This is a genomic window from Desulfovibrio biadhensis (genome assembly GCF_055388615.1).
The window spans coordinates 2,956,878-2,979,154 of the sequence record NZ_AP042477.1; the positions used below are offsets into that span (position 1 = coordinate 2,956,878).

Consider the following 22,277-nt stretch of genomic DNA (forward strand, 5'->3'; position numbering starts at 1 on the left):
GATGCGAAACACAGCCGACTCGCCCAGTACAGAGGTTGTGGAAGCGATAAAGCAGCGTGCGGCAGCCAAACGCAGACCTGATGGCGCCCCCTATGCGAGCATCGCTGGGGTGGAGCTTGAACGTATTGCCGCCGAAAACGGGTGCAGTGCAAGAGATTGCGCCCTGGCTGCCTTGGAGCAGGGGATAATTCCCGAACGCTATGCGCGCAATTTCGCTGCCTACAGTCTGGCAGACCAGATTGCCCTGCTGCAGTCGCGCGTCCTGCTGGTGGGACTTGGAGGATTAGGGGGTAGTGTTCTTGAAATCCTCGCCAGGGCCGGTGTCGGCAATATCATCGCGGCTGATGGCGACCATTTTGAGGAAAGCAACCTGAATCGCCAGTTGCTCGCCACCAGCGCAACAATAGGGCTCTCCAAGAGCCAGGCTGCAGCGCAGCGCGTCGCCCTGGTGAATCCCGATGTCGTTTTGCGCCCTGTAGATGAAGATTTGACCGCCCCAAGCATGGTCTCGTTGGCCAGTGAAGTGGATATTGTGGTGGACGCGCTGGGAGGTTTGGAATGCCGCCCCAGTCTGTGGCAGGCCGCCACTGCGGCTGGCGTGCCCATGGTCAGCGCGGCCGTTGCAGGGCAAGGGGGGTGCATAGGCAGCTATTTCCCCGGAGATGCCGGGCCCGGGCTGCTTTTTGGCGCGTGCTGCGATGACAAAGTAGAGCTGGAGGCCAAAAAGGACGCGGGAGAAAACGCTCCAGCAGAGGATTATCTCGGCACCCAGGCGCCGGCAGTACATTTGGCAGCGTCGCTACAGGCTTCAGAAGTCCTCAGGCTCTTGGTCTCTGAGGAAAAAGAAGAGGGAAGGGTGCTTTTTTTCGACCTGGAAGATTTTACCTTTGAAAAGGTGAAGCTGGGCTTTTGACCCTTGCTGGCGGCTTGGAGAATACTTCTTAGGGGCTGTTCTTTTCCTTGGTGGATTCATCGAGCGCCAGCATACCACGCCACCCTATACATTCGCCTCCTGAGTGCAGCGGGCGCATGCGCAACAGTGCCTTGCCCATGGCCCTTTCCGGATAGGACAGGGTCACGTCACACTCCACGCCTTCCGCCTGCTGTTTTTCGAGGCAGGCTGCCAGACGTTCTTCAAGCGCGCTTGCGCTGTCTTTATCCAGCAGATCGACAACGCGGGTGTGATTGCACAGTACCGACGGCTCCAGCCCCAGATGAACGGCTCCCTGACTGACAAAGGTGAAAAAGCCGGCGGGGTCGGTTTCGAACAAGGTATGGGGGAGAAATTCCGCCAATTCTCGGTAGCGGCACTCGTTTTCACGGAACAATTTGTAGAGCTCGAAACTCTCGATGGCGTTTGCGCAGTTTTTCAGAATGATGGACAGCAGCGAAAGGACCAGGCCGGAGACGGTGCGCTCCGTGCGCCCCAGTAGTCCTACAAACATGCCGCGTGTGCGCGAGCTGGTGGAAAGCGAATGCATAACAAGGCGCTGCTTGCCGCACCGCGTGTGCACATGGATGGGGCTGTGCTCGCGCAGGGCCAGAGAAAACACGCCGTTTTCTATAAGGTAGTCCACTTCCCCAGCAAGATACTCCGTCAACTCCTTGGGCTGACACAAGGTCAGTGCGAAGTCCTGGGTACGCTCGTCCACGAGAAAGTATGATACCCCCTGGAAGGGGATAAAGCCCTGTATGCGTTTGGTCGTTTCGCGCAAGATATCGGTGGGCTCCTGGAGTTTGTTGATGTTGGTCTGAAAATCTCCAAGAGTAGACGCCATTTCAAGGATATCGTATGTCAGCCTGGCTTGTTGCTCCAGGGTCTTGATGCGCTGTTCCAACTCGTCGCGCTTGTTGTCGTCACTGCGTCCGCTATCAGTCATGTGTAAAGAACCGTAGTACGTCATCAAGCTGCAGATTCACCTGTTGCGCCACCTGCACGAGTACGCCCGGGGTAAGGGTCAGATCCTGAATCGCTTCAGGATCAATGCTGGGGACATAACGCTCCCCGCTGGTGCCTTGCTCCAGGGCATTTACAAGAAAGTCAGCTACATGCAAGATGGCGGCCTCTTGCCTGTGTTGGGCGCGCTTGTGATCATGGTGGAATGCGACGTTGCTTTCCAAGGAGAGGGGCAGCTTCCATGTTTCAAGCAGCAACCCCCCCAGTCGGCAATGGCTGAATCCAAGGTCAAGCAATTCTTGCTCCACCAACAGTCTTCCAGCGGCCCGGGCGCGTTCCAAGAGTTTGCGCGCCACGTCCGGTTTCTCCGTATACAACGCAAGCCTGCCAATGTCGTGCAGCAGGCCACTTACAAAAAAGCGCTCCGTGTTCGAAAAGCTCTGGTGTCCGGCCAGCAGGCGGGACGCGATGCCACACCCGACGCTGTGCCGCCAAAAAGATTCCATGTCCACCATCTCGGCCGGTATGCCTTGGAACGCCGTGACTACGCTGAGTCCCACGGCAAGGCTGAGGAGCTGGTTGCCGCCGATTATGGCGACGGCGCGGGAGACACTGTCCACCTTGGCCCGCATCCCGTAAAAGCTGCTGTTCACTATCTTTAGCAGGCGCGTTGCAAGCTCAGGGTCTTTTTCAATGATATCCGCGGCGTCCAGTGCGGAGCTGCGTGGATCGTTGACCACTTCCACAAGCTTGTGAAAGATCATGGGCAACGTTCCCATGCTCAGTTCTTCGCGCACCAGTTTTTCGGCATCAAAAAGCAGCTCTTTGGGAAAAGGCGTCGATGACGCCGGCGGTTCTTCAGGGGGCGGGCCTGATCGTAACGAAATGGAACGGCCCACAAGGACAGCCGGGGAGACCGCGTCACTGGTGCAGCGTTTTGCCGTGGCGTCCACGCAAAAGGCCAACAGCACGGCAATGAGTTCGTTCTGCAGGTCGTTGTGCGCGAAACGGGCCCGCTGGTACTGCTCTGCGGCCTCAAGCATCTCCTTGGTCATGCCTCGTTCTTCAGGCGGATCAGGAGGCTCCTCGTCAGCCTCTACAAAGACCTCGGCAATCCCCCATATCTTGAAGATGCGCAGATGGCGCTCCTCCAATACAAGGCCGGCCTCAAGCAGCAGCCTGCCGTTACGGTCGCGCACATCGTCCGCCAGGACCATGCCCTGTTTCAATGCGCTCAGGGGGAGTCGCCCCATTCCATTACACTCCTTTGTGTCCCGTTCTATCTGTTCTGTCACCGGACTGATAGGCCATTATTTCTGGCGCCAGCCGCCGGATTGTTGAATCCAATAGCCAGCAGGCGCTTTTGATTGCCACTCCTGGGCAAAGATGTCCTGCACCTTGCTCACCTGCGAGGATTCCACGCCAAGAGCCTTGGCGACTTCGGCATAAAGTTGTTGGCGGGCCTTGTTATCCGAGGAAACAAGGCGCTTGAGCTGAGCCACCTGCTGTATGTTCAGGCCGTCAGTATTGCGGATTTCGAGAAGTCCCTTGCTGTCGATGCCCAGATTGCCCGACTCGTAAAAAGGCTTCATCTGTTTGTAGTTCTCTACGATCTGTTGCTTCAAGTTGCGGATGGCCGCATTGCTTACGGTTTTTGCGTCGGCGGCATGGGCCGTGGCGGGGCCCAACTGCTCGGCAAGTGCCACAAATATCTGGAGGCAGGAGCTCTCGTCCGCGCCCCCTTGCTGATCATTGGAGTAGACATCCTGCACGATGTCTTCGGCCGCCTTTTCCACTTCAGCAGCGGGGAAATATATGTTCACCGTGACGCATGCGCCCAGAAGCAGCAAGGCAAACATGGACAGCGTCATCCGCTGTAGGCGGGGCAGGAAGAAAGGGCGGGAAGCGGTATGGTTCGTGGAAGTCATTGTACAATCTCCTTGTCCTTCAGCATTGTGAGAAAAGCGGGAGTCTTTGCAAAGGTCGCTTTCTCAAACAGGGATATTTTAGCCCCACTGGGTGAAAGGACGCGTTCAAGACGCTTTTGCATGTCGGAAAAACTGATGCTGTTGTCTGGATTTCCATTTATTACGTTGATTCCGAAAAGTGGCGGTTTCTTGATAAGGTATTCAACTCCGCCTTCCTTAATCAATCCTCTAACCTTGAATATATCGTTGTTCAAGTCGCAGGCAAGGCCGATGGCCTCGTAGGCGAACGATTTGAAGAACGAAGCGAACATGCTGACGCCCATTCCCGTCAGTCCTTGTCCTGTTCCCATCACGGATATGGCGTTCACGGCCTTCAAGCTGATGTCCTGGTCCACCCCGTCTGTGGGAATGGAGCGGGCCTGAAGCTGGAACCCTACCGGCTGACCGTAGGCCATTTCCAGATCCTGCAGGTTTACATCAAGCCTGCCTGTGACTTCGCCCAAATCCAGGGCTTTGCTCAGTCGTTCAAGGTCCAGCCCTTTTACCGAGGCATCCGCCATCATCGTTCTGCTTGCATTCAGAGGGCGTAATGCGCCGACATTCTTTACAGTTAACTCACCGCCAAAAAAGGAACCGTTTAGTGCCTTTTGCGTTGTGAGTCGTTTCTTGTCCAAAGTGATCTGACCAAGATCACCTTGCAGTGTGCCTTGCAGCGGTACAGGGCCAGCATGTATCTGTGCGAAATCAATGCTTTCAAGCACTGCTTTGCAACGCATGGAGAAATCCTCTGCAAGGGGATTGTCAATGCGTATATTACTGATGGCAAGAGCGCCCCCGTATAGGGGAAGCCTTACCGCACCAGCCAGCCCCAGCTGGTTGTCAGCCAGCCACACAGGCATGTTCAAACTCTCGATTTTCCCCAGTGGCGTGGTTATCCGGGATACGCTGAGCGTGCCGGTCTGTACGCCATGTCGTGGTCCAGACGCCAAATCTTTGGCGGAACCTGCCCCCCATGAAACATCCATTTTATCTGAAATCCTACCGCGCGTCGTGGCATTTTTTTCTGCGCGTTTTCGCACTGTCAAGTCATATGAAAACGGGAGGTGAAGTTGTAATCCTTTGATGGCGGTTTCATTGTCTCCCATGGCAAAGCCTGCTTGCACCAGGTCCAGTTCTCCCGCCAATGTTGCAGACGTACCCGCGCCTTTTGCCTGAATCTCCAGGGCTGCGCCTCCTGACGCCACGGCATCCGACAATGCAGGTGCTGCTGCGGCCAATGGTTCGCGGACAAAATTGGTGAAGATGTTTTCCAGTTCGAGTCGGGAGGCCGTAGCATCGATATTGTAGGCTATGGGGGTGCCCAGTGTGACACTGCCGTTAGCCATGACCAGCCCCATTTTTTCGAGTTGCAGGCGGAATCCGGACAAGCGCAACGTGTCCGTGGGGTCAAGCGTGGCTTTTGTCTGAAAATATAGAGGATTGACGCCTAAATCCAGAAAAACGGTCTTGTAGAGCATGCCCCCTTTGCTACCGGAAACCGTGAAGTGCATCTGCGTTTGTTTGGCAACGGTGATTTCACTGTGCAGGGAGAGCCCAACGTTTTCCGCAAGCAGGTCTCCATCCGGTGAAGCGAACCCTACACCGCCAAGTTTCAGATCCGCAACAATCGCGGGGGAATCGGGCGAGCCAGAAAGAGAAATGGTCGTATCGATGACGCCTTGCGGGGCGTAGCTCGGAAAGGGCAGGGCCCATAACTGGCGGATGAAGGCGTCCGCTTGCCCCAGGTCCAGGCCTTTGCCGAACAGTGAACCGGAAAGCGCCTCCTTACTTAATACCAACAAACCGGAAAGCCTGCCGGCCTGCCCCAGTTGCAGCGCCAACCCTTCAAGAGAAACGGCTTCCTCCAGGGAGCGAATGCGCCCATTGAATTCCAATGGAGAGCCATCTGCTGCTGCAAAGGGGCGCACCACACATTTCCGGATGGCAGCGGAATCGGCGTCTCCCTCTATGCTTTGGAGGGCCAAGGCCAGGCGAGCGCCTTTGAATGCCTTGCCCCCTGGTAATGTAAGATTGCTTTCCAGGCTCCAGGATTCAAACATGCCATCCTGATCCATGTGCGCTTGGAATTGTGCAAGCCCAGAGAGCGAGCCAGCGCCTTGTCTGGACCAGAGGGTGACCTTGCGTGGCTGGAGCACGGCGCGGATGCTCAAGCCTTGCGCGTCTTCAGTGGAGGGGGTGATCTCACAGGTCACATTACAGCTTCCTGTTGCACCGGCGTCCAGCAGCCAAGTGGGCAGAAGCGGGCTGAGAATATCCTGGAAATCTTTTGCTTTTGCCATTGCGCCGGCCAGGCTGGCTTCAAGGCCGGCGACACCTTTGCCCGGACTCCAGGAGGCGCTCCCTTGCAAGGAAAGCGCTTTGCCCCCTTGGCCAAGCTCCAGGGAAAGTGAGGGCAAACGCCATGACTGGCTGGAAATATCCTTTTCAGCACGGCCGGAAATGGAAAGCGCCATCTTTTCCAAGGGAACGTCCTCAAAGGTCACCGTGGCTTCCGGGCAAGAGAGAGCGAATCGTTCTATGATCAGGCGCCCTTCGTCTTTGCGCAGGGTGGCTGTGCCGGAGAATACGCCTGCCAGCCAGGGAGAATTTACACGCCAATCCTTGATGGTCGCGATAAAATAAGGGGGTTGCTCCAAACCTTTGAGAGCAGGGAAGTGGGCGGATATTTCCACTTCCCCGCCGTAGGGCGTTTCCTCGCCAAGCAAGTGCATGAGCAGGGCGCCTGAAAGTCGCACCCCGGGAATGTCGCTGGGCGTATCTGTTTGCAGAGCGGATTCACCCGTTGCCAAAGCCGGGAGAGGCAGGCAGAGCGACAGGCAGATTGCAAAGGAGATGAAGAGACGCAGCAGATGGTGTCTCATGAGCTATCTTTACGCCCAGGCGCACCCCTGCGCAACCATTGGGCATGCTTTTTACTCCGTAGGAAAAGGACTTTCCAGAAACAGGAAGGGGGCGGGCGCTTTTCCTTTTGAAGGTGATCTGCTATTATAGACACAAAACACAGACACTACCGTGTCTTGGCACATTCATTACAGCACCTTGCTACCCAAAGAGTTGGGCTCAGAATATATGAACTTTCTTGATCTCGTATTTGCCGGTATCGCACTTTATTTTCTTGTCAGAGGGTTGTTTCGCGGCTTCATCATCGAAGTGGCGGGTATTGCTGGCGTTGTGGCCGGTTTTTTTCTGGCCAACAAGTACCATCTGCAACTCGCGCCGGATGTGAACCGTATCCTGGATACCCCCAAGTGGAGCGCCACCATCTCCTACCTGCTGATCTTCATTGGCAGCATTATTCTGGTATCCCTGCTGGCGCGGCTATTGAGCAAGATGACGCCCTCCACTGCCGTCTGGTTGGACAAGCTGGCCGGCGCTGTGGTTGGGGTGGTCAAGGCGGGGCTCATCTGTCTGGTCATCTTTCTGGTAATGTCTCAATACCTGCCGGACTCCACCCTTGTTAATACCTCTCGCAGCGCGCCATACCTGGAAGAAGCGGCCAACAGACTGCGGCCTTACATGCCCGATGTGGATATGTATCGGATCATTGACCCTGATGCTTTGCAGCCTGATGCTCCAGGGGATGAAAGTGATCAGGCCTCCAGCCCGCAGGGGTAAGGCGCTTCCCTGCGACATGATGCAGAAGTCATGTAATTTCCATTTCTTGTTCATACAACGCCACACATTCAAGAGGATACAATGTCTGACGCTTACAAGCGTGTTCTCGACGTCATTGACAGCCTGTTAGGGCCCGGCGGATGCCCGTGGGACCAGAAGCAAACCGTGGAAAGTCTGTGCGACTACATCCTCGAGGAATCTTACGAACTCGTTGAAGCCATTCGCTCCGGCGACGCCAAAGAGGCCGCCGAGGAGTTGGGCGATGTCAACTTTTTGTTGCTGTTCATCGCCACCCTGTATGAGCGCAAGGGCGACTTCACCCTGGCTGACGCCATGGAAGGCAATGCGGCCAAGATGATCCGGCGCCACCCCCATGTGTTTGCCGAAACGAAATTTGATAACCAGGAAGAGTTGCTGGCAAACTGGGAGCGCATCAAGCGTGAAGAGAAAAAGGACGCCGCAACGCCAAAAGGTGTGATGGACAGCGTGCCTTCCAGCCTGCCCCCCATGCTCCGTGCGTATCGCCTGCACTCCAAGGCGGCGCGGATAGGCTTTACCTGGGAAAATGACGCGGATCTGGACGCCCAGATTGCTTCGGAGCAAAGAGAGCTGCAAGAGGCTCTCGATGCCTGGGACGGCAATACGGAAGATGGCCCCGATCCTGCTCTGGAACACGAATTTGGCGACTATCTTTTTTCGCTCATCGAATGGGGGCGCCGCAGGGGATTGAAAGCAAACGCCGCCCTGCATAAGGCAAACCATCGTTTTCTCGCACGTTTTCAGGCCATGGAAGAAATGGCGCGAGAACGGGGCCTTGACCTGCCTTCAATGAGTTTGGCCGATCAGGACAAACTGTGGCAGGAAGCCAAGGTCTTGCTGCACGATAAGGAAGAGGGCGGGCAGTAGGCAGAGGCTCCCGTTCTGCTAGCCGCGCATTTCATCGATGATGTTGCTCAGCCGGTGCGCGTATTCCGAGACTTCGTGAACGGCCTCGTTGGAACGCAGCATGGCCTGGGCCGTATCAGAAGAGATGATCTTAATCTCTTCAGTGGCGGCATTTATTTCCTGACTGGATGCAGACTGCTGTTCCGCAGCTGTTGCAATGGACTGAATCTGGGTCGCTGTCTGCTCTACCATGGAGACGATGCCCGTCAAAGCCTCGCGTGATTGCTGCACCAGTTCGGTGCTTTCATGTACGGATTCCACTGCGCGGTGTGTCGCTTCAGAATTGCGGCGCGAGTCCCTTTGAATGGAAACAATGGCCTGCCCCACTTGTTTGGTGGCTGCCATGGTTTTTTCCGCCAATTTGCGCACCTCGTCGGCCACCACGGCAAAACCCCGGCCGGCTTCGCCTGCACGGGCGGCCTCAATGGCGGCATTGAGAGCCAGCAGGTTGGTTTGATCCGCAATGTCTTCGATGACCTGCATGATGGAGCCAATATCCTCGGCCTGCTGGGAAAGCTGGTCATTACTCTGGCGCAGAGAGTTGGAGTGTTCTTCCAACAGTTTGATGGTCTCCACCACCTTGTCCACGATTTCCGCACCCGCTTCTGCCATTTGGCGCGTGGTATCGGCCTTGGTTGCCGCCTCCGTGGCGTTTTGAGCCACATTCATTACCGTGGCGTTCATCTGCTCCATGGCCGTTGAGGTTTCGGTTGTGCGCTGCAACTGCATCTGGGAGCCTTTTTCGGTTTCGTCCACCTGCCCTTTGAGCAGGGCGGACGCCTTTGCAAGACTCTGGGCGATTTCCTGCGCATCCTCTGCGGTCCGCGCAATCTTGGTGCTCTGCACTTCAATGATTTGCTGCTGGCGCCTGATTTCCGTCAAATCGTACCATACGGCAAGAGCGCCCAGCATGTTGCCGTCCGCATCCTGGAAAGGGGTGGCGGTGACATCTATGATGCGTTCTTCACCACCGTGCAGGAGGTGCTTGACCTCTTTATGAAGCACTCTGTTTTCGCGCAGCGCCACACATGAAGGAGATTCCCGGTTCGGGTCGCCATGGTAGAAGACGCCTGCTTTTTGTCCGATATACTCCTCCGGCACACCTTGTTTGCCCAAAAGGTCCAGCATGCGCTGGTTGGTCCAGAGTACGGTCTGGTCAGTACCGATGATGGAGCAGGGCTGGGTAAAACCGTGGAGGACTCCTTCGGAAAATGCGAGCCGTTTCTTGAGCTCGAGCACCATATCCTGAACGGATGCGATGGTCTCTGAAATGACGTCGTGTGCATTATACGCGATGGTGGCGTCATAATTGCCTTTTGCAACTTCCCGCGTGTAGCTGGAAAGTTCCCGCAAGGGGCGGGAGATAAGGCGCATCAGAAGGATGATGATCAGCACCAGGACGATCACAGCGCCCCCTGCCAAAGCGAAGGAGCTGGTGGTCAGTCGGTCCAGCAGGCCAAACGTCATGGCTTGCTGCTCCATGGCAAAGGCAAAGTACATACGCCAGGGGGCGAAATATTTGATGTAGGCGATTTTTTTATCACCCTGATAGGTGTACTCGGAAAAGCCATCGGTGATTTCGTGGAAGCTGTCCCAAAAAGGAAACTGCTGAAGGGAATCCCCTAGCAATGTGGGGTGCGAAAGCAGGGTGCCATCTTCGGAGTAGATGAACCCATACCCTTCTCCTCCCAAATTGAGAGCGCGGATCGTGTTTTCAAAATCAGGCGTAATGACCTTGCGCTCCACTTCCAAAGCGCCAATGGGTTTGCCATTGAAATCGCTCAGAGACATGAAACCCGCCTGATACCAGCCATCCACTTCCTGCACGATGCCGAAATAACTCTCTCCACTTGTGACAGCCTGGTAAAGAGGATCCCCTTCTTTGATTGCAACGCCCAAGGGGCGCTCGCCTTCTGCGTTTTGCACCGTGCTGGCGACCCTGATGAGCAGCCCTTTGTCGAGCAGGTACACGGCGGCATCACTGCCCACCTTTGATTTGATGTCATCAATGAGGGCGTCGTTGCCATTCAAAGGGGTGGAGCCGATGTCCAGAGAGGGCACTTCCATGGTTTCTGTCGCGCCATCAACGGTAACGTCCATCTGCATGGAGTTCATTCGGTTTAAGGTAGGAAAGCCCAAGGAGTTGATCTCCTTGTTCATAAGGCTCAGATCGGTACGGGCTTTTTCCTCAAGCAACGCGCGCTGCATTTGCATGACTGAAAGCACGTTGCCCGCGTAGGATTCAAGTGATGTGCGCCCCAGCATGTTCAGGGATTTGTGTACCTGTTGCAGGTTGATCCGGCTCATGGCGACGATCGCAGCAATTACCGCGAGGCTGACGCCCAGTATGAATTTGGTCCGGAAAGACGTTTTTTCAAGATGCAGCATGGTATCGATCCTTTTGATTGTTGAATCGTTAACCAATAAACATGTAATTGTGACAAATGTATTAAAGTTAGACTTCGTGACAGTAACAACAGATAACTAGCCGACATGAATTATGAAAAAAATTGAATTAAAAGGTAGGAAATGAGCAAGGGGTGTTCGGGAACGCACAAGGACAGGTGCCAGGTGGGAGGAGAGAAGAGGGCGGCATACGAGGAAAGCCAGCACAAAAAGAAACAGCAGCGCCTTAGCTACGGCTGTAAAAAAGGGAGCGCTGGGCTCCCTAAACGCTCAGGTATTCGCGAATGGTCTGGTTTACCCAGGAGAGGTGGCTGTACATTTCTTCGCGTGCGCGTTCTGCATCGCGTTTTTCAATGGCGCGATAGATGGCTTCGTGCTGGGTCAGGATCATGGAAACTTTATCCTGGTTGCGGATAAGTTTGACGAAGACGTCCTCCTGAAAGTCCCTGGTATAATCAAAAAGGTGGCGAATGACATGAACGCGCAGAAAATTGTGTGTGGATTGGGCCACGGCCACATGAAACTCCCTGTCGTCGCGGCTGGTGTACGGCGTAAGGGGGTCCACACCTGATGCTGTGTCACGGAGCTTCAAGGTTGTACGCAATATTTTCAGGTCTTCATCATTACGATTTTTTGCGGCAGCGCTCGCAGACGCAAGCTCAACGTCATTGCGGAGATCGTAGAAGGAATCGATCTTGCTGGGATCTTCCTTAAGGATTTGCTTGAGGGGATCAATGTCCAGGGTGGTCTTGATACCTTTGACGAAGTTCCCTTTGCGTTTGCGGATTTCAACCAGGCCCATGGTTTCAAGAATTGTCATTGCTTCACGCAAGGAAGAGCGCCCCACTCCGAGCATGTCCCCCAATTCTCTTTCAGAAGGCAGTTTATCACCGGGCTTGAGCGAACCGTCAGCAATGTGCGCAATTATCTGGCGCACAATTTCGTCAGATACCTTCTGAACCTTAACTTCCTTGAAAAGCTCTTGCATTGTACCGGGTGCTCCCTGATGTTTGTGGTATGACCAGACAGGCAGGCATATATGCCCCTAAACGTGTGCTGTCAAGTGTTAACGGTGAATCTTTACACGTTATTGCAAGAGGTTGCGGTGTAAAAAACAGTTCACTTCAGAAAAATGCGTAAGGTCGGTTGTGGACTGGTTTTCGAACCAGAAAAAAAATGTTGCTGGTTTGCTCGGAATATCGAAATCGGGTTTCGCTGGATTGTCTACATGGGAACCTGCGTTTTCAGCTTAGGTGCATGGGAGGCGGCAAGGGGGAGCGAATACCCGGTGGGAGACACGGAAAATACGGTGTTCATTTTTGTATATGATTATAGATAATTAACAGGCCCTTCCAGCTGGTGTTTGTTGTTTGCGAGGAGAATGTGAAAAAAAAATTGAGATTGCGCTTGATAGGTGGCTGGCATGTCCTTACTTGTGGTCTGACCAACCGACAGTATGACGCTGCAACACAACGCAGGAGACATACTGTCGCCGTAACCCTTCAATAAGAATGGTTGCTGTTGGCTCTGCTCTTCGACATTGCGAGTAACGGGCACACTGCTTTTCCAGCTCCCTGAGGCTTGAAAAGCATTACAATAAAAGGCAGCGCACACACTGCCTCTTTTGACCTCCTACTCCTCTTTATGTCCTCCAGGTCCGAAATGACCATCGGACCTGGAGGGCACCTCTCCTTCAGAAGGCAAATGCCTCGAATAAGAGGATAAAGTGTGAGTCTGGACGATTTTTGAAGTAAAATGCCGAAAAATAGAGTGTTTACTGAAAAAATTATTTTTTTCACAAGAAAATATTGACAGCTGACCAGAACGACATTACGTGTGGTCCGACCAGCAATTGATTTATTGATCAATCAGGAGACTGACATGGAAACGACCATTACATCGCCGTTGTATACTTCGCAGAAGGCGCAGCCCGAAGCTGCCAACGAAAGTAACAAGCAAGTTTCTTACGTAGCGGATATAGCCAGAAGTGTCGTTGAAGTAGGCATTTTTGCAGCGCTGTACATTGCCGGCGCCAGCCTCTGCTACCTGCTGTTCCTTCACTAAGTCGTAGGAACGATATTTGACAAAAAGCGGTCGTACGCAAACGTGTCTTCCGCTCACGATTGTTCGGGCCTCTGCCAGGGCCCGTACTCATGACCTGCCAATAAAGCAGGCATGACAGACAAGCCTGTCTGTATGAGTCGTAAAAAGCCCCCTTTGCTACGTATTGCCATGGAGCCAAGGGGCAAGCCGGGCCAGCGCGCCTCCTCATAAAACGCGCCGTGCACCCCCGGGCCGTCGCTTACCCCTGCCAAAAGCGGCCGCCTTTAACACGGCGCTCAGCCGGCCGGCACATACGACTCCTTCTCTCCCCAAAGCCGGGCGGGATCCCTGCCCCTGTCCGGACCTCTTCTCTCCATCCTGCCGGGGAAAGGTCAAAAGCCTTTCCCCGGCGCCTATTTTCTGGGCGGAAAAATCACCCTTTCCTTTGGGTCGCTTTACTTTGCACCAGCCCTGGCATATTATTACATTGTAGACTTGCATTGTTGAGAATTCCTGCACTGCCCATAACAATTAGCTTTGTAAGACGGGTATTGGAGTTTACGATGGGGCGTATAGCAGATAACGTTGAATTGACGCGGTTTGCTCTTGGGATCAAATCCTTCCAGGAATGGTTTGATCAGCCCCTTGTTTTGAGCTTCAGGGATTTGCCCTATTTGCCTGTGCAAGATCCGCCACTTCTGGAAAAAGCAGCGCAAATCGTGCAGCAGATGCGAGACAAGGCGGCAGGCGAATACGACGCTGGATTTCTGGACAGGACGCAATCAGGCATGCCGGCATGGATCGGCCCGCCTGGTTTGCCGGAGACGAGGCCCATTGTGATTTCGCCTGAAGACAGTTCCGGTACGGTTCTCAACTGGAAAGGGTGAAGCCACAGAGGGGGAATATAATTTACTGCTGCCCCTTGTCGCACTTCCTTGTATGAGGTATGCGTTTTTCTTCATCCAGATTGTAGGCCGCAGGATGCAAACCATTTTGCGCTTGCCACAATAATGACAGCCACCAAGGAGTCTGCGCATGAGTCGGGACAACCCCGAGCGCCCTGATTTTCCTTTGAAGATCGTTTACGAATATGAGCTCGATGATGCTTGCCCGCGTGTGCCTGCCCACGGTGTTTGGGGCGGGGTAAGTCCGCAGGGTGAAATCGAGATGAATATTTATAGTGAATCAGACAAACTGCCCCCGTTTTCTGAACGCTTCATTCATGCCGATGGCTCAGTGGGGGAAGAAGTCAGTTCCCTTGAAGAGCAGAAGACAAAAGTCATCGTGCGCCACGTTCATGCCAAGGTCTTTATGAATTATCAGACCGCTCGCGCCATCATTGATTGGCTGGAAGAAAAAGTGCAGGCCCTCGAGCTTGAGGAGATGTCGCCTTTTTCAACTGGTCCTGAAGGTGGTCCAGCTCAGTAGCCCGCATTCTTTTTTTCAGGAGGATTCCGTGATCTTTTCGACACGTTGCGGCGTTGTCGCAATATTACTGTGCATTTTATTGCTTGCTTCACCTGTCCAGGCAGGGCTGTTTGGCAATGCAGAAGTGGATAAGGCTCTTGAAGGCGCCATGAAAGATGTAAAGCAATTAATGCAGATGGTAGAGCGCCCGGACCTCCCGTTCCATCATTCCAGGGCAAAGAATCTCCTGGAGTTTGTAAGTATGGACACGGGGGATAACGAAGATGTGGACGTGCCGGAATTTGACGGCATGGAAGGCGCGTATATAAAGTTCACGCTGCCGATTTCGCTCTCCAAGGTGGCGCAATACATGCAAAATCCTAATGTTCCGCCACATGCTATCTATCCTGGCTCGGTTCGTCTGGGAGGCTGGCACGATACGGCGAAAGCTCGCGCGGGACTGGCGGGACTATACTCGACCCTTCCTGATGCAGACAACGCCGTCTCCTTTCGGGGGCAGGAGTCGGAAGCCACCACGCCTGATCCCAACTCAGGCACCTATTATTCCTATGATGTCAATCGTCTGGTCTCCGGCTATCAGGCAGACGGCGTGCCTACCATAGTTTCCGTCTCGCGAATGGCGGCTAAAAGCGATGTGGGCAAGAAGGGCTGCCCCTTTGGACCGAAGGGAGACTGGTACTTCTTTTATTCCGGACTGCCGGGAAACCTGATGACTGGGGTGAGTTGGGCAGAAGCCTCTATGTATGACGCCGTTACCGTGTTCGTAATGCGCGAGGAGACTCCAGGAAAAACGAGTGTCAGCCTACTAAAGTGGGTCAAGGCTGGGTGGAAAAGCATGAACATGGTCAAGTCCAATCATATTTTCGAGGGCTGCAAATTGTTCGCGACCAACCTTAAATCAGTGATCAAGGCTCCGAATCTTCCCAGTCCGGAAGCCATAGCACAGGCCAATGCCGCCATCAGCAAGATGTCTGAGGAAGAAATGCGGCAGAAGCTGGAACCGCAAGTGGAGCTCCTGCTTGCGAGCGTGCAGAATAACGATGATCTGCAGCGTGAAGAATTCGAGCCTATTTTGCAAAAGGGCAAGTATCTTGAAAAATTCACCAAGCAGGAATTGCAGGCTGAATTGATTAAGAATTACATGCGTGAGGCAGTTGGGAAGAGCGTTCTGAAAGCACCCTGAGCATGTAACAGAGTATGGGGCTGACCCCACTTCAAAAATAATATAAAAGCGCGGCGCGCATGAGGGCCTGGCAAGGACTCATTCGCACCGCGTTTTTTTTGTGCCTTGTCGCAATGGCTGGCGCTGCACATTATGACAAGGCGCGCTCCCTTCGGCGGTCAGGAGCGCTGTCTCTGGTGTGCTAAACGCTTACGTCAAGCTTGTCGCCCAGGCCAGGCACCGCCTTGGCCAGCATGGTGTTGTCTGATTGGTTGTCATTGACCAGTGCGGGAACTTTCTCACCCATTTCAGGCTGTACGGTTTTCTGCATCAGTTCCGTCGCCATCTTTTGCGTTTCAAGCGAACCCATCATGCCACTCAGACCGGACTGCAGGTCGATCATACTCATATTTGCCTCCCGAGATTCTGTTCATGCTTTTCACTGTCACTTATCGGCAGTAAAGGTCTCGCTCTTTAGGGAGTGGTGGGAAAAAATTTAAAAAGAAGTGGGGGGAAAGGGAAGAGGGAGCCCTGGGGCTCCCTCTTGAAAAGGTAAGACGCAAAAGGCTGCTGTGCAGAAGCTGCCTACATTAGATCGTTATTCAGCGAAACTGAAGTTGTGGCAAGCTCGCCTACGCCACGGGACTGAGGAAGCATTTGCAACACCTGCTGCGCCTGTGGGTGGTTTCGTGTCAACCAGCCGTTGCGATGCGGGGTTAGCAGGGCATACAAGCTGATCCAGCTGAGGCCTATTGTTGAAAAATATATGTAGGGGAAGGCCCAGATGCAGTCCCAGCCGCCATGGCGCAATCGGTGTATCATGGCTGGGACCATGCCGGCAAAAAGCAATCCCATGATGAAATTAACTTGAACCATGGCGGGCAAAGAAAAAATGCTCCAAATGAGGGCGGCTTTGGAAACTTCGGCAAGAACCAGTTTCAGTATGGCTAGGCAGTAGTTTATCCTCGCACCGGACATGGCTTCCGGCCGAATTTTGCGGAAAATGAAGCTCCCCATGGCCAGGGTTTCGCGTACATTGCTCCGCGCCCAGCGGAGATACATCTTGGAAAGTCCAATATAGCGCGTGGGCACGTTGGTGTAGACCACCGCGTTAGACTGAAAATGGGTAAGCCACCCTTCTCGGAGAATTTTGTTGGTCATGGCTCTGTCCTCGCCAATATTGGCTTCTTTCCCAAGAAAGCGCTGGTGCAGCCATTCTTCGAGAATGGGCTCCACCGCACAGTGACGGTAGCCGGAAAGGGCGCCAGGGGTGCAAAAAACCGTGTTGACCCTGCTTTGTGTCAGCCGGATGAAGTCAAAGGTGAAGGTGAATACAACGTCCAGCATCTTCGGGAGAATGCCTTCACTTAGATTGAGAACGCGAACATTGCCCGCCACGGCGCCGACCCTGTGGTTGCGGGAAAAGACGCTGGACATTTGACGCAGAGCCATTGGGTCCACTTCGCTGTCACTATCAATGGTCACCAGAATCTGCCCTGTGGCGCGCTTTATGCCCTCGTAAAGGGCATGGCGTTTTCCCTTGTTTGCAGGCTGGCGCACTAGTTCCACCAGGTCGCCTAGTTCTTCACCACCTTTTTGCATCCAATGCCAAGTGTCATCGCGGCTGCCGTCATCTACACAGACGATTTGCAGTTTTTCCATGGGGAAGTTGCTTCTGGCTACGCTGCGCATGGTTTCCAGCACCTGGCGTCCTTCGTTGTATGCCGGGATTATCACCGTGCAGGTGAGCAGTTCCTGATCTTCGCACAGAGGCGTTTCTTTTCGGGTGAGGACGAGCAAAACGCGCCAGATGAACACCAGGATGTTGACTGCGAACAGGACCTTAATGCCAAGAAGCATGGGTGAGCTTTCCAGTTCCCCCCACATGTTCTTGAATTCTTCGTCGTAGAGAATCACCATGATCGCAGCAGCTATTGCGAGCGCTACCACACCCGCTAGAACGAGTAACCTGTTCAGGAAGTTGTGATCGTTTTTGTCAGAGAGCGCTCTCTTCTGGAGAAAAGCGTAGGGAAAGTATCTCCCGTATTTATTTTCGTTCATCTGGTTAGTATTCATTGTTTTCTCCCTTTTTTTACATTTGCTATGCATCGATTATTGATGCACGCATATAAGGTGTAAGGATGAATGGAGATTGGTAGGTGGACGCGCTAGGGGGATGCAATCTGAGTAGCGTTAATCTGCTTGTTGAGGGTAAATGTCAACAATAATTTATGTCGCAAATACAGAGTATTAAGGTTTGAAAATGTAATAAAGGAAAGCACAGAGGCCGCTCCAGACAAGGGATCGCGTCTAATGTAAAAGGTACGCACAGTACTAGTATTACTTCTTTGTAATGGATGTGTTGTGCGCATATACACACAGTGTGTGATGTATGTGGGCAAAATAGTACTAGTGTGCGAATTGCAATAGTGCGATATTGCAATCATGTACTTGTACTGCGCCTGACAGGGGGCGCTTCATGAAGAAAAAACAGAGAGATAGAGGCTCGGGTGATCTCAGGAAAACATCTCATTCGCCTGGGCGCCTTGTGCGCAATAGCCCAAAAGCCACATTGAGCCATGTGCGCGTTATGAAGCAGGGCAAAAGCGTCTGCAATTTGATGGCCCCCGTTCCTTCGAGGGGAATGCCGCCTTCCTGCAGGCCCATACCGACGATCACTACTCATTGTGTCGTTCTCCATCTTCACTGTTGTAAAGAGGATGAAATACTACATGTGAAAGACAACAATATGAAATAAATGAGAAAAATATATAAAGGCGCAAAAGGTACTTCAATCTGGATAGCGGTAATCTGCTTCCTGCGGCAAAAAGTCAATAGATTTTTAATTCAATATTTCAGAGTGTTAGGTTCTCATTTCGTGAGGGGGGTTCAAAATGGCGTAAAATAAGGCGTGGCAGGCGCAAGAAAAGGAGGGCCCTCCAAAAATATTCTGCAGAAAATCAGGAGCACAGACGTTTACCCCTGAACGAGAATGAATAGGAAGGTAACTCGCTGCTACATGCGAGGGCAGCAATGTAAAAGGACTTGGGGGGAGGTTTGAAGAGGGCTGGAAGAGCCCTATTTTTTGAGAAAAAAAGTTAGAATGGCCATTGTGGCTATGGTGATGGAGCCAATCGCAATAAGCCACCCTTGCAAGTGACTCAGTTTGCCTTTGGGCTTTTCCTGGTGGTGGGGCGGTTTGTGTACGCTATTCTGCTGTTGGTTTGCACCAGTGTTATCACCCTGGTTTATGATGCCATTATTGTCTCTGCCAATCTTTATCTGTCTTCCGTTGCCCATGCTCAATTTCCTTTTTGGAAGATTGGCCCGTTGTTGTCCCTGCCAACGATTATCTTCTGCCCTGAATCTACAATGGATTTATTGTTGAAGTTTATGACCATATTGTCTTTTTGGGAATTTTCAATGAAAGCCGCAGTGGTGAGAAGCACTTCGTCTATAAACTTTTCATCTGTTGTATAAATGTATCGTGAGGCGCCAGAGGTGCACTCAAAACCAAAAGCAAACATGCCGGGTTTGGCGATTTGGAAATACAGCAAGATGGCAATACCACTGATGATTAATCCTGCAACAAAGGGGCTGCTCCCAAAAAAGGCGGCCAGGGTGAAAAGCAGGCCGGCAATGCCCAAGGACAAGATGAAAAGTAGGATGAATATCGCGTTTTGAGATTTGACCTTGTATTTTCCAATCCGTGTGATGTTGGAGAGTTGGAATACCTCGGACCCGTACCCAAGACGAATAGTGGAAGACGTCAGTGTAAGGAATTGGGGCGCCTCTTCAACCGGTGTATCCTTTGAAGATGTCATAGATTGGTTCTTCATTCTTCCTCCATGATTTCTTCATCGGATAATGTGCGCTTTGAATCCAGGGCAAGATAAAAATTATTTTGTATCTAATAGAAAAAGCTGTTTCGCTGCGACAAGAAAAGATGGACTACCACCCTACAATCTATCACCAGCCTGAGCGTCTTGTGCCCAGGGGGCCGAGGGCTATCTTGAAAGATGTTGGCCCGATAAAGCAGGTCAAGAGAGCCAGCAACACGATGGAGTCCTTGAGTTCGGGAGTAATAAAGCCTTCTTGCAGGCCAATGGAGGCGGCGGCGATGATCAACGAGAGCCGCGAAGAGAGCAGCAGCCCTGCGAGCAGCCCCTGTTTGATAGGCATGTTCCAGAGCGGGTAGAGCAGGCTGGGCAGGATCTTCACGGCCAGGGCCAGCAACAGAAGCCACAGAGTGAAGGTTATGCGGCCTGGCTCAAGAACGTTTGCCAGATCAAACTGCATTCCGACATAGATAAAAAAGAGTGGAATGAGGAAGCCAAAGCCCAAGGCGTTGATTTTTGATTCCAGTTCGTTTTTTTCTCGGAAGACAAAGGAAATGATTGAGCCCCCCATGAATGCGCCGAGAACGGGTTCCAGATTCACAAGTTCGGAGAGGGCAACAAAAAGAAACAGCAAGGCCAGGGAAAGGCGCACCCCTTGCTGTTGCGGGTCCTGTGTTTTCAGCAAACGAGCTGCCTTCTCAGGATTCCACCAGGCCCACAGGCGTACGCACCAGAGGAGCATGGCAAAGCCGGCAAAAAGGGGCAGTGGCTGCACAAAGCGCCAGGACAGGCCGTGCTGTTCCCAAAGCACAAAGAAAGTGATGCCAAACAGTGTCAGAAAATCAGCCAGTGTGGCGGCCATGAGGATGCTTTGCCCCAGCTGGCTGCGGCTCATGCCAGCCTCTTTGAGTACTGGCATGACCAGGCCCAGGGATGTTGTTGTCAGCACCAGGGCGATGAACACCCCCCGCCCCAGAAGTATAGAAGCGCCCACCGCCAGAAGCAGGGTTACGCCGAAGAACACTACCTGAAAGACAAGCTGCGATTTGCTTTGGCGCTCCAGCATGGAGAAATTGATTTCCATTCCTGCCTGAAACATGAGCACCAGAAATCCCAGATGCGCGAGAAAAGGCAGCCAGTCGCCCCCCATTTCAAGATGAAGCACGCTTTTACCCAGCACAACGCCAAAGAGTATTTCCGTCACAGGAGAAGGGAGTCGGAGAAGTCTGCCGACCCATGGCAGTATGGCCACTGCACCGGTGACCAGCAAAAGTGAAAGCGCCTCGTTGAGTTCCATATTATCGTATCCGTTGGCAGCGTAGCAGAAACGTCTGGGGTTAGTTCGCCAGCAACAGAACGGAGCATGCCGCCCTGCGGGCAAGAAGTTCACCTACATTTGGGGCAAAAACCGATCCCCTGTTGTTGGTGCTGCCAAGAATCAGCAGGTCGTAATCTTTGGACAGGGGGGCGATTTCCTTTACGGGATTACCCTTGCGGCGCAACTCTTCGAAGCGGGTCTTGTGAATATGCCCCAGCTCTCGTAACCGGGTCAGGGCGGAATCGTACATCTCCCGCTCGTCAGGCGCGTGCATGAATTCAGGGTGTTCGACCAGTACAACCGTAATGGTGGAACCCAACTGGCGGGCAATGTCCACAGCCACGCCAAGGGCATGTTCAGCGCGGGGCGTGCCGTTGAAGGGAACCAGAATCTTCTCCCACGGCGCTGTAAAACGCATCAGCAACAAGGGGCAATCCAGCTCGTGGGCCAGCCCCACATAGGGTGAGCGAAACCATTTTTCAAAAACATTCAGCTTGCTTGGGGGCATGGTAACAAGGCCATAGTTTCCCTCGCGGTATACTTTCAACAGGCGCTCGGCCATGCTTTCGTCATTTTTGCGGGAGGCGAATTTGGCTGGAGTAACAGACCTAGGCCAGTCACGCTCCTTGATTTGTTCTTCGCACCCATTTTGGGGGCAGACCAGGGTCAGTCCCTTGACCTTGATGTTTCTGGTAAGGAACTGTGCTTTTCGAACAGACATGTCGATGAAATTATTATCTATTTGAGGCAGAGCCATGAGCAGGTTCTGGCCATAGGCCAAGGGGAAATGTGGGTTGCCGCAGTCCAGCAGGCCGCACACCTCTTTGAACACCTGGGGGCGCCCCATGATGACCAGCGTGTCATCGCCCTTGATGACGGTGTTGTCACGGGGAAAGCGGAGCTCATTTTGCCGGAAAATGCCCACAAGACGGTGATTCTTGTCTGAAAAATGCCGCGCGCGTTTCCCTACGACCCTGAAATGGTCGGAAGCGTTGATCTCGAACACCGCTCCGGAGCCGAGTACCATGGGCGTCACATAAATTCGCGGGTCCTGAAGATAGTGATGGATGATTTTTGCCAACATATTGCTGGCATGGAGGACATGAATGCCCAGGTCCGTGAATTTAGGATACATTTGTTTGGCATAGACCAGGGCCGAAATGTGCTGCACGCCTTTTTCCTTTGCCGTGGCGCAAATGGCAAGGTTGGCGTGGTCGTCGTCAGTGAGGGCCAGCACATAATCGTGCTCTGCAATGCCCAGGCGCTCCAGCACCACGGGGCTGGATGCATCCTCGACGTGGGCGGCAAGCACATTGGGGAACAGCGGTTTGGCTTTTTCCACGGCTTCGGGGTCCTTGTCCACCAGGGTGACCTGCCAGGCTTCGCCAAGCAATTCCAGCAGTTCGGTGGGCACCCGCCCCAGGCCGCAAATAAGCACCTTCATGTTTGTCTGGTCCGTTATGGGCTGCATGGGCTGCATCGTATTATCCTGTGATCCTCGAAGTTGAAGGCGATAGTTTTTTTGGGCAAACCATAAAAAACAATACAATGGCCGCGGGAATCTGGCAAAGGGTAATCCATGGGGAGGCGGTGTCTGTGAAATGTTGACTGCAGGAATAACCACATACGGTCGATA

The 22,277-nt window shown here is 53.2% G+C and carries 19 protein-coding genes; 7 read left to right on the plus strand and 12 right to left on the minus strand.

Annotation, left to right across the window (positions count from 1 at the left end; genetic code table 11):
* The first annotated feature begins 1 nt into the window (after position 1).
* Positions 2-913 (plus strand): HesA/MoeB/ThiF family protein, encoded by a 912-nt coding sequence (locus tag ACZ5EH_RS12745; RefSeq protein ID WP_464274257.1) that lies wholly within the window; start codon positions 2-4, stop codon positions 911-913.
* A 28-nt stretch (positions 914-941) separates the two neighbouring features.
* On the opposite strand, the gene ACZ5EH_RS12750 is transcribed toward ACZ5EH_RS12745, so the two are convergent.
* From ACZ5EH_RS12750 to ACZ5EH_RS12765, 4 genes are read right to left on the minus strand one after another with little or no spacing between them, the layout of a single operon-like run.
* Complete coding sequence (locus tag ACZ5EH_RS12750; RefSeq protein WP_464274258.1) at positions 942-1,880, minus strand: histidine kinase; 939 nt, start codon at positions 1,878-1,880, stop codon at positions 942-944.
* Complete coding sequence (locus ACZ5EH_RS12755; protein WP_464274259.1) at positions 1,873-3,150, minus strand: HDOD domain-containing protein; 1,278 nt, start codon at positions 3,148-3,150, stop codon at positions 1,873-1,875. Before ACZ5EH_RS12755 ends, ACZ5EH_RS12750 begins: the two co-directional genes overlap by 8 nt.
* 57 nt (positions 3,151-3,207) lie before the next feature.
* Positions 3,208-3,825, minus strand: a complete 618-nt coding sequence (locus ACZ5EH_RS12760; RefSeq protein ID WP_464274260.1) for a DUF1318 domain-containing protein — start codon at positions 3,823-3,825, stop codon at positions 3,208-3,210.
* Positions 3,822-6,746: a hypothetical protein gene (locus ACZ5EH_RS12765; RefSeq protein WP_464274261.1), complete on the minus strand. Its 2,925-nt coding sequence runs from the start codon at positions 6,744-6,746 to the stop codon at positions 3,822-3,824. The genes ACZ5EH_RS12760 and ACZ5EH_RS12765 overlap by 4 nt, the downstream gene beginning before the upstream one ends.
* A gap of 208 nt (positions 6,747-6,954) precedes the next feature.
* Between ACZ5EH_RS12765 and ACZ5EH_RS12770 the strand changes: the two genes are divergently transcribed.
* Both ACZ5EH_RS12770 and mazG read left to right on the plus strand, forming a co-directional pair.
* The gene (locus tag ACZ5EH_RS12770; RefSeq protein WP_464274262.1) at positions 6,955-7,500 is read left to right on the plus strand and encodes a CvpA family protein; all 546 of its coding nucleotides are present in this window, start codon (positions 6,955-6,957) and stop codon (positions 7,498-7,500) included.
* Between the two features lie 81 nt (positions 7,501-7,581).
* Entirely contained in the window at positions 7,582-8,406 is an 825-nt protein-coding gene (gene mazG / locus ACZ5EH_RS12775; RefSeq protein WP_464274263.1) for a nucleoside triphosphate pyrophosphohydrolase, read from the plus strand.
* Positions 8,407-8,424: 18 nt separating this feature from the next.
* Here mazG and ACZ5EH_RS12780 read toward each other — a convergent pair whose 3' ends face one another.
* Together ACZ5EH_RS12780 and ACZ5EH_RS12785 are read right to left on the minus strand one after the other, a co-directional pair.
* A complete protein-coding gene (locus tag ACZ5EH_RS12780; protein ID WP_464274264.1) occupies positions 8,425-10,833 on the minus strand; it encodes a methyl-accepting chemotaxis protein in 2,409 nt (802 codons plus the stop codon).
* 280 nt (positions 10,834-11,113) lie between these two features.
* Positions 11,114-11,839, minus strand: a complete 726-nt coding sequence (locus ACZ5EH_RS12785; protein WP_464274265.1) for a FadR/GntR family transcriptional regulator — start codon at positions 11,837-11,839, stop codon at positions 11,114-11,116.
* Positions 11,840-12,732: 893 nt separating this feature from the next.
* Here ACZ5EH_RS12785 and ACZ5EH_RS12790 point away from each other — a divergent pair.
* From ACZ5EH_RS12790 to ACZ5EH_RS12805, 4 genes are all read left to right on the plus strand, one after another.
* Complete coding sequence (locus ACZ5EH_RS12790) at positions 12,733-12,915, plus strand: hypothetical protein (RefSeq protein WP_464274266.1); 183 nt, start codon at positions 12,733-12,735, stop codon at positions 12,913-12,915.
* 542 nt (positions 12,916-13,457) lie between these two features.
* Positions 13,458-13,781: a hypothetical protein gene (locus tag ACZ5EH_RS12795; RefSeq protein ID WP_464274267.1), complete on the plus strand. Its 324-nt coding sequence runs from the start codon at positions 13,458-13,460 to the stop codon at positions 13,779-13,781.
* A gap of 148 nt (positions 13,782-13,929) precedes the next feature.
* Complete coding sequence (locus tag ACZ5EH_RS12800) at positions 13,930-14,322, plus strand: hypothetical protein (RefSeq protein ID WP_464274268.1); 393 nt, start codon at positions 13,930-13,932, stop codon at positions 14,320-14,322.
* Between the two features lie 28 nt (positions 14,323-14,350).
* Complete coding sequence (locus tag ACZ5EH_RS12805; protein WP_464274269.1) at positions 14,351-15,505, plus strand: hypothetical protein; 1,155 nt, start codon at positions 14,351-14,353, stop codon at positions 15,503-15,505.
* A gap of 181 nt (positions 15,506-15,686) precedes the next feature.
* Here the strand turns inward: ACZ5EH_RS12805 and ACZ5EH_RS12810 are convergent, their stop codons facing one another.
* The 6 genes from ACZ5EH_RS12810 to ACZ5EH_RS12835 all read right to left on the minus strand — a co-directional run bounded on the left by ACZ5EH_RS12810 (position 15,687) and on the right by ACZ5EH_RS12835 (position 22,121).
* On the minus strand, positions 15,687-15,893 hold the full coding sequence (locus tag ACZ5EH_RS12810) for a hypothetical protein (RefSeq protein ID WP_464274270.1): 207 nt from the start codon (positions 15,891-15,893) through the stop codon (positions 15,687-15,689).
* A 176-nt stretch (positions 15,894-16,069) separates the two neighbouring features.
* Positions 16,070-17,560 (minus strand): glycosyltransferase family 2 protein, encoded by a 1,491-nt coding sequence (locus tag ACZ5EH_RS12815; RefSeq protein WP_464274271.1) that lies wholly within the window; start codon positions 17,558-17,560, stop codon positions 16,070-16,072.
* A gap of 1,002 nt (positions 17,561-18,562) precedes the next feature.
* On the minus strand, positions 18,563-18,784 hold the full coding sequence (locus ACZ5EH_RS12820) for a hypothetical protein (RefSeq protein ID WP_464274272.1): 222 nt from the start codon (positions 18,782-18,784) through the stop codon (positions 18,563-18,565).
* Positions 18,785-18,786: 2 nt separating this feature from the next.
* Complete coding sequence (locus tag ACZ5EH_RS12825; RefSeq protein WP_464274273.1) at positions 18,787-19,323, minus strand: hypothetical protein; 537 nt, start codon at positions 19,321-19,323, stop codon at positions 18,787-18,789.
* Positions 19,324-19,453: 130 nt separating this feature from the next.
* A complete protein-coding gene (locus tag ACZ5EH_RS12830; RefSeq protein ID WP_464274274.1) occupies positions 19,454-20,620 on the minus strand; it encodes a cation:proton antiporter in 1,167 nt (388 codons plus the stop codon).
* Between the two features lie 40 nt (positions 20,621-20,660).
* Positions 20,661-22,121, minus strand: a complete 1,461-nt coding sequence (locus ACZ5EH_RS12835; protein ID WP_464274275.1) for an NAD-binding protein — start codon at positions 22,119-22,121, stop codon at positions 20,661-20,663.
* Between the last annotated feature and the right edge of the window lie 156 nt (positions 22,122-22,277).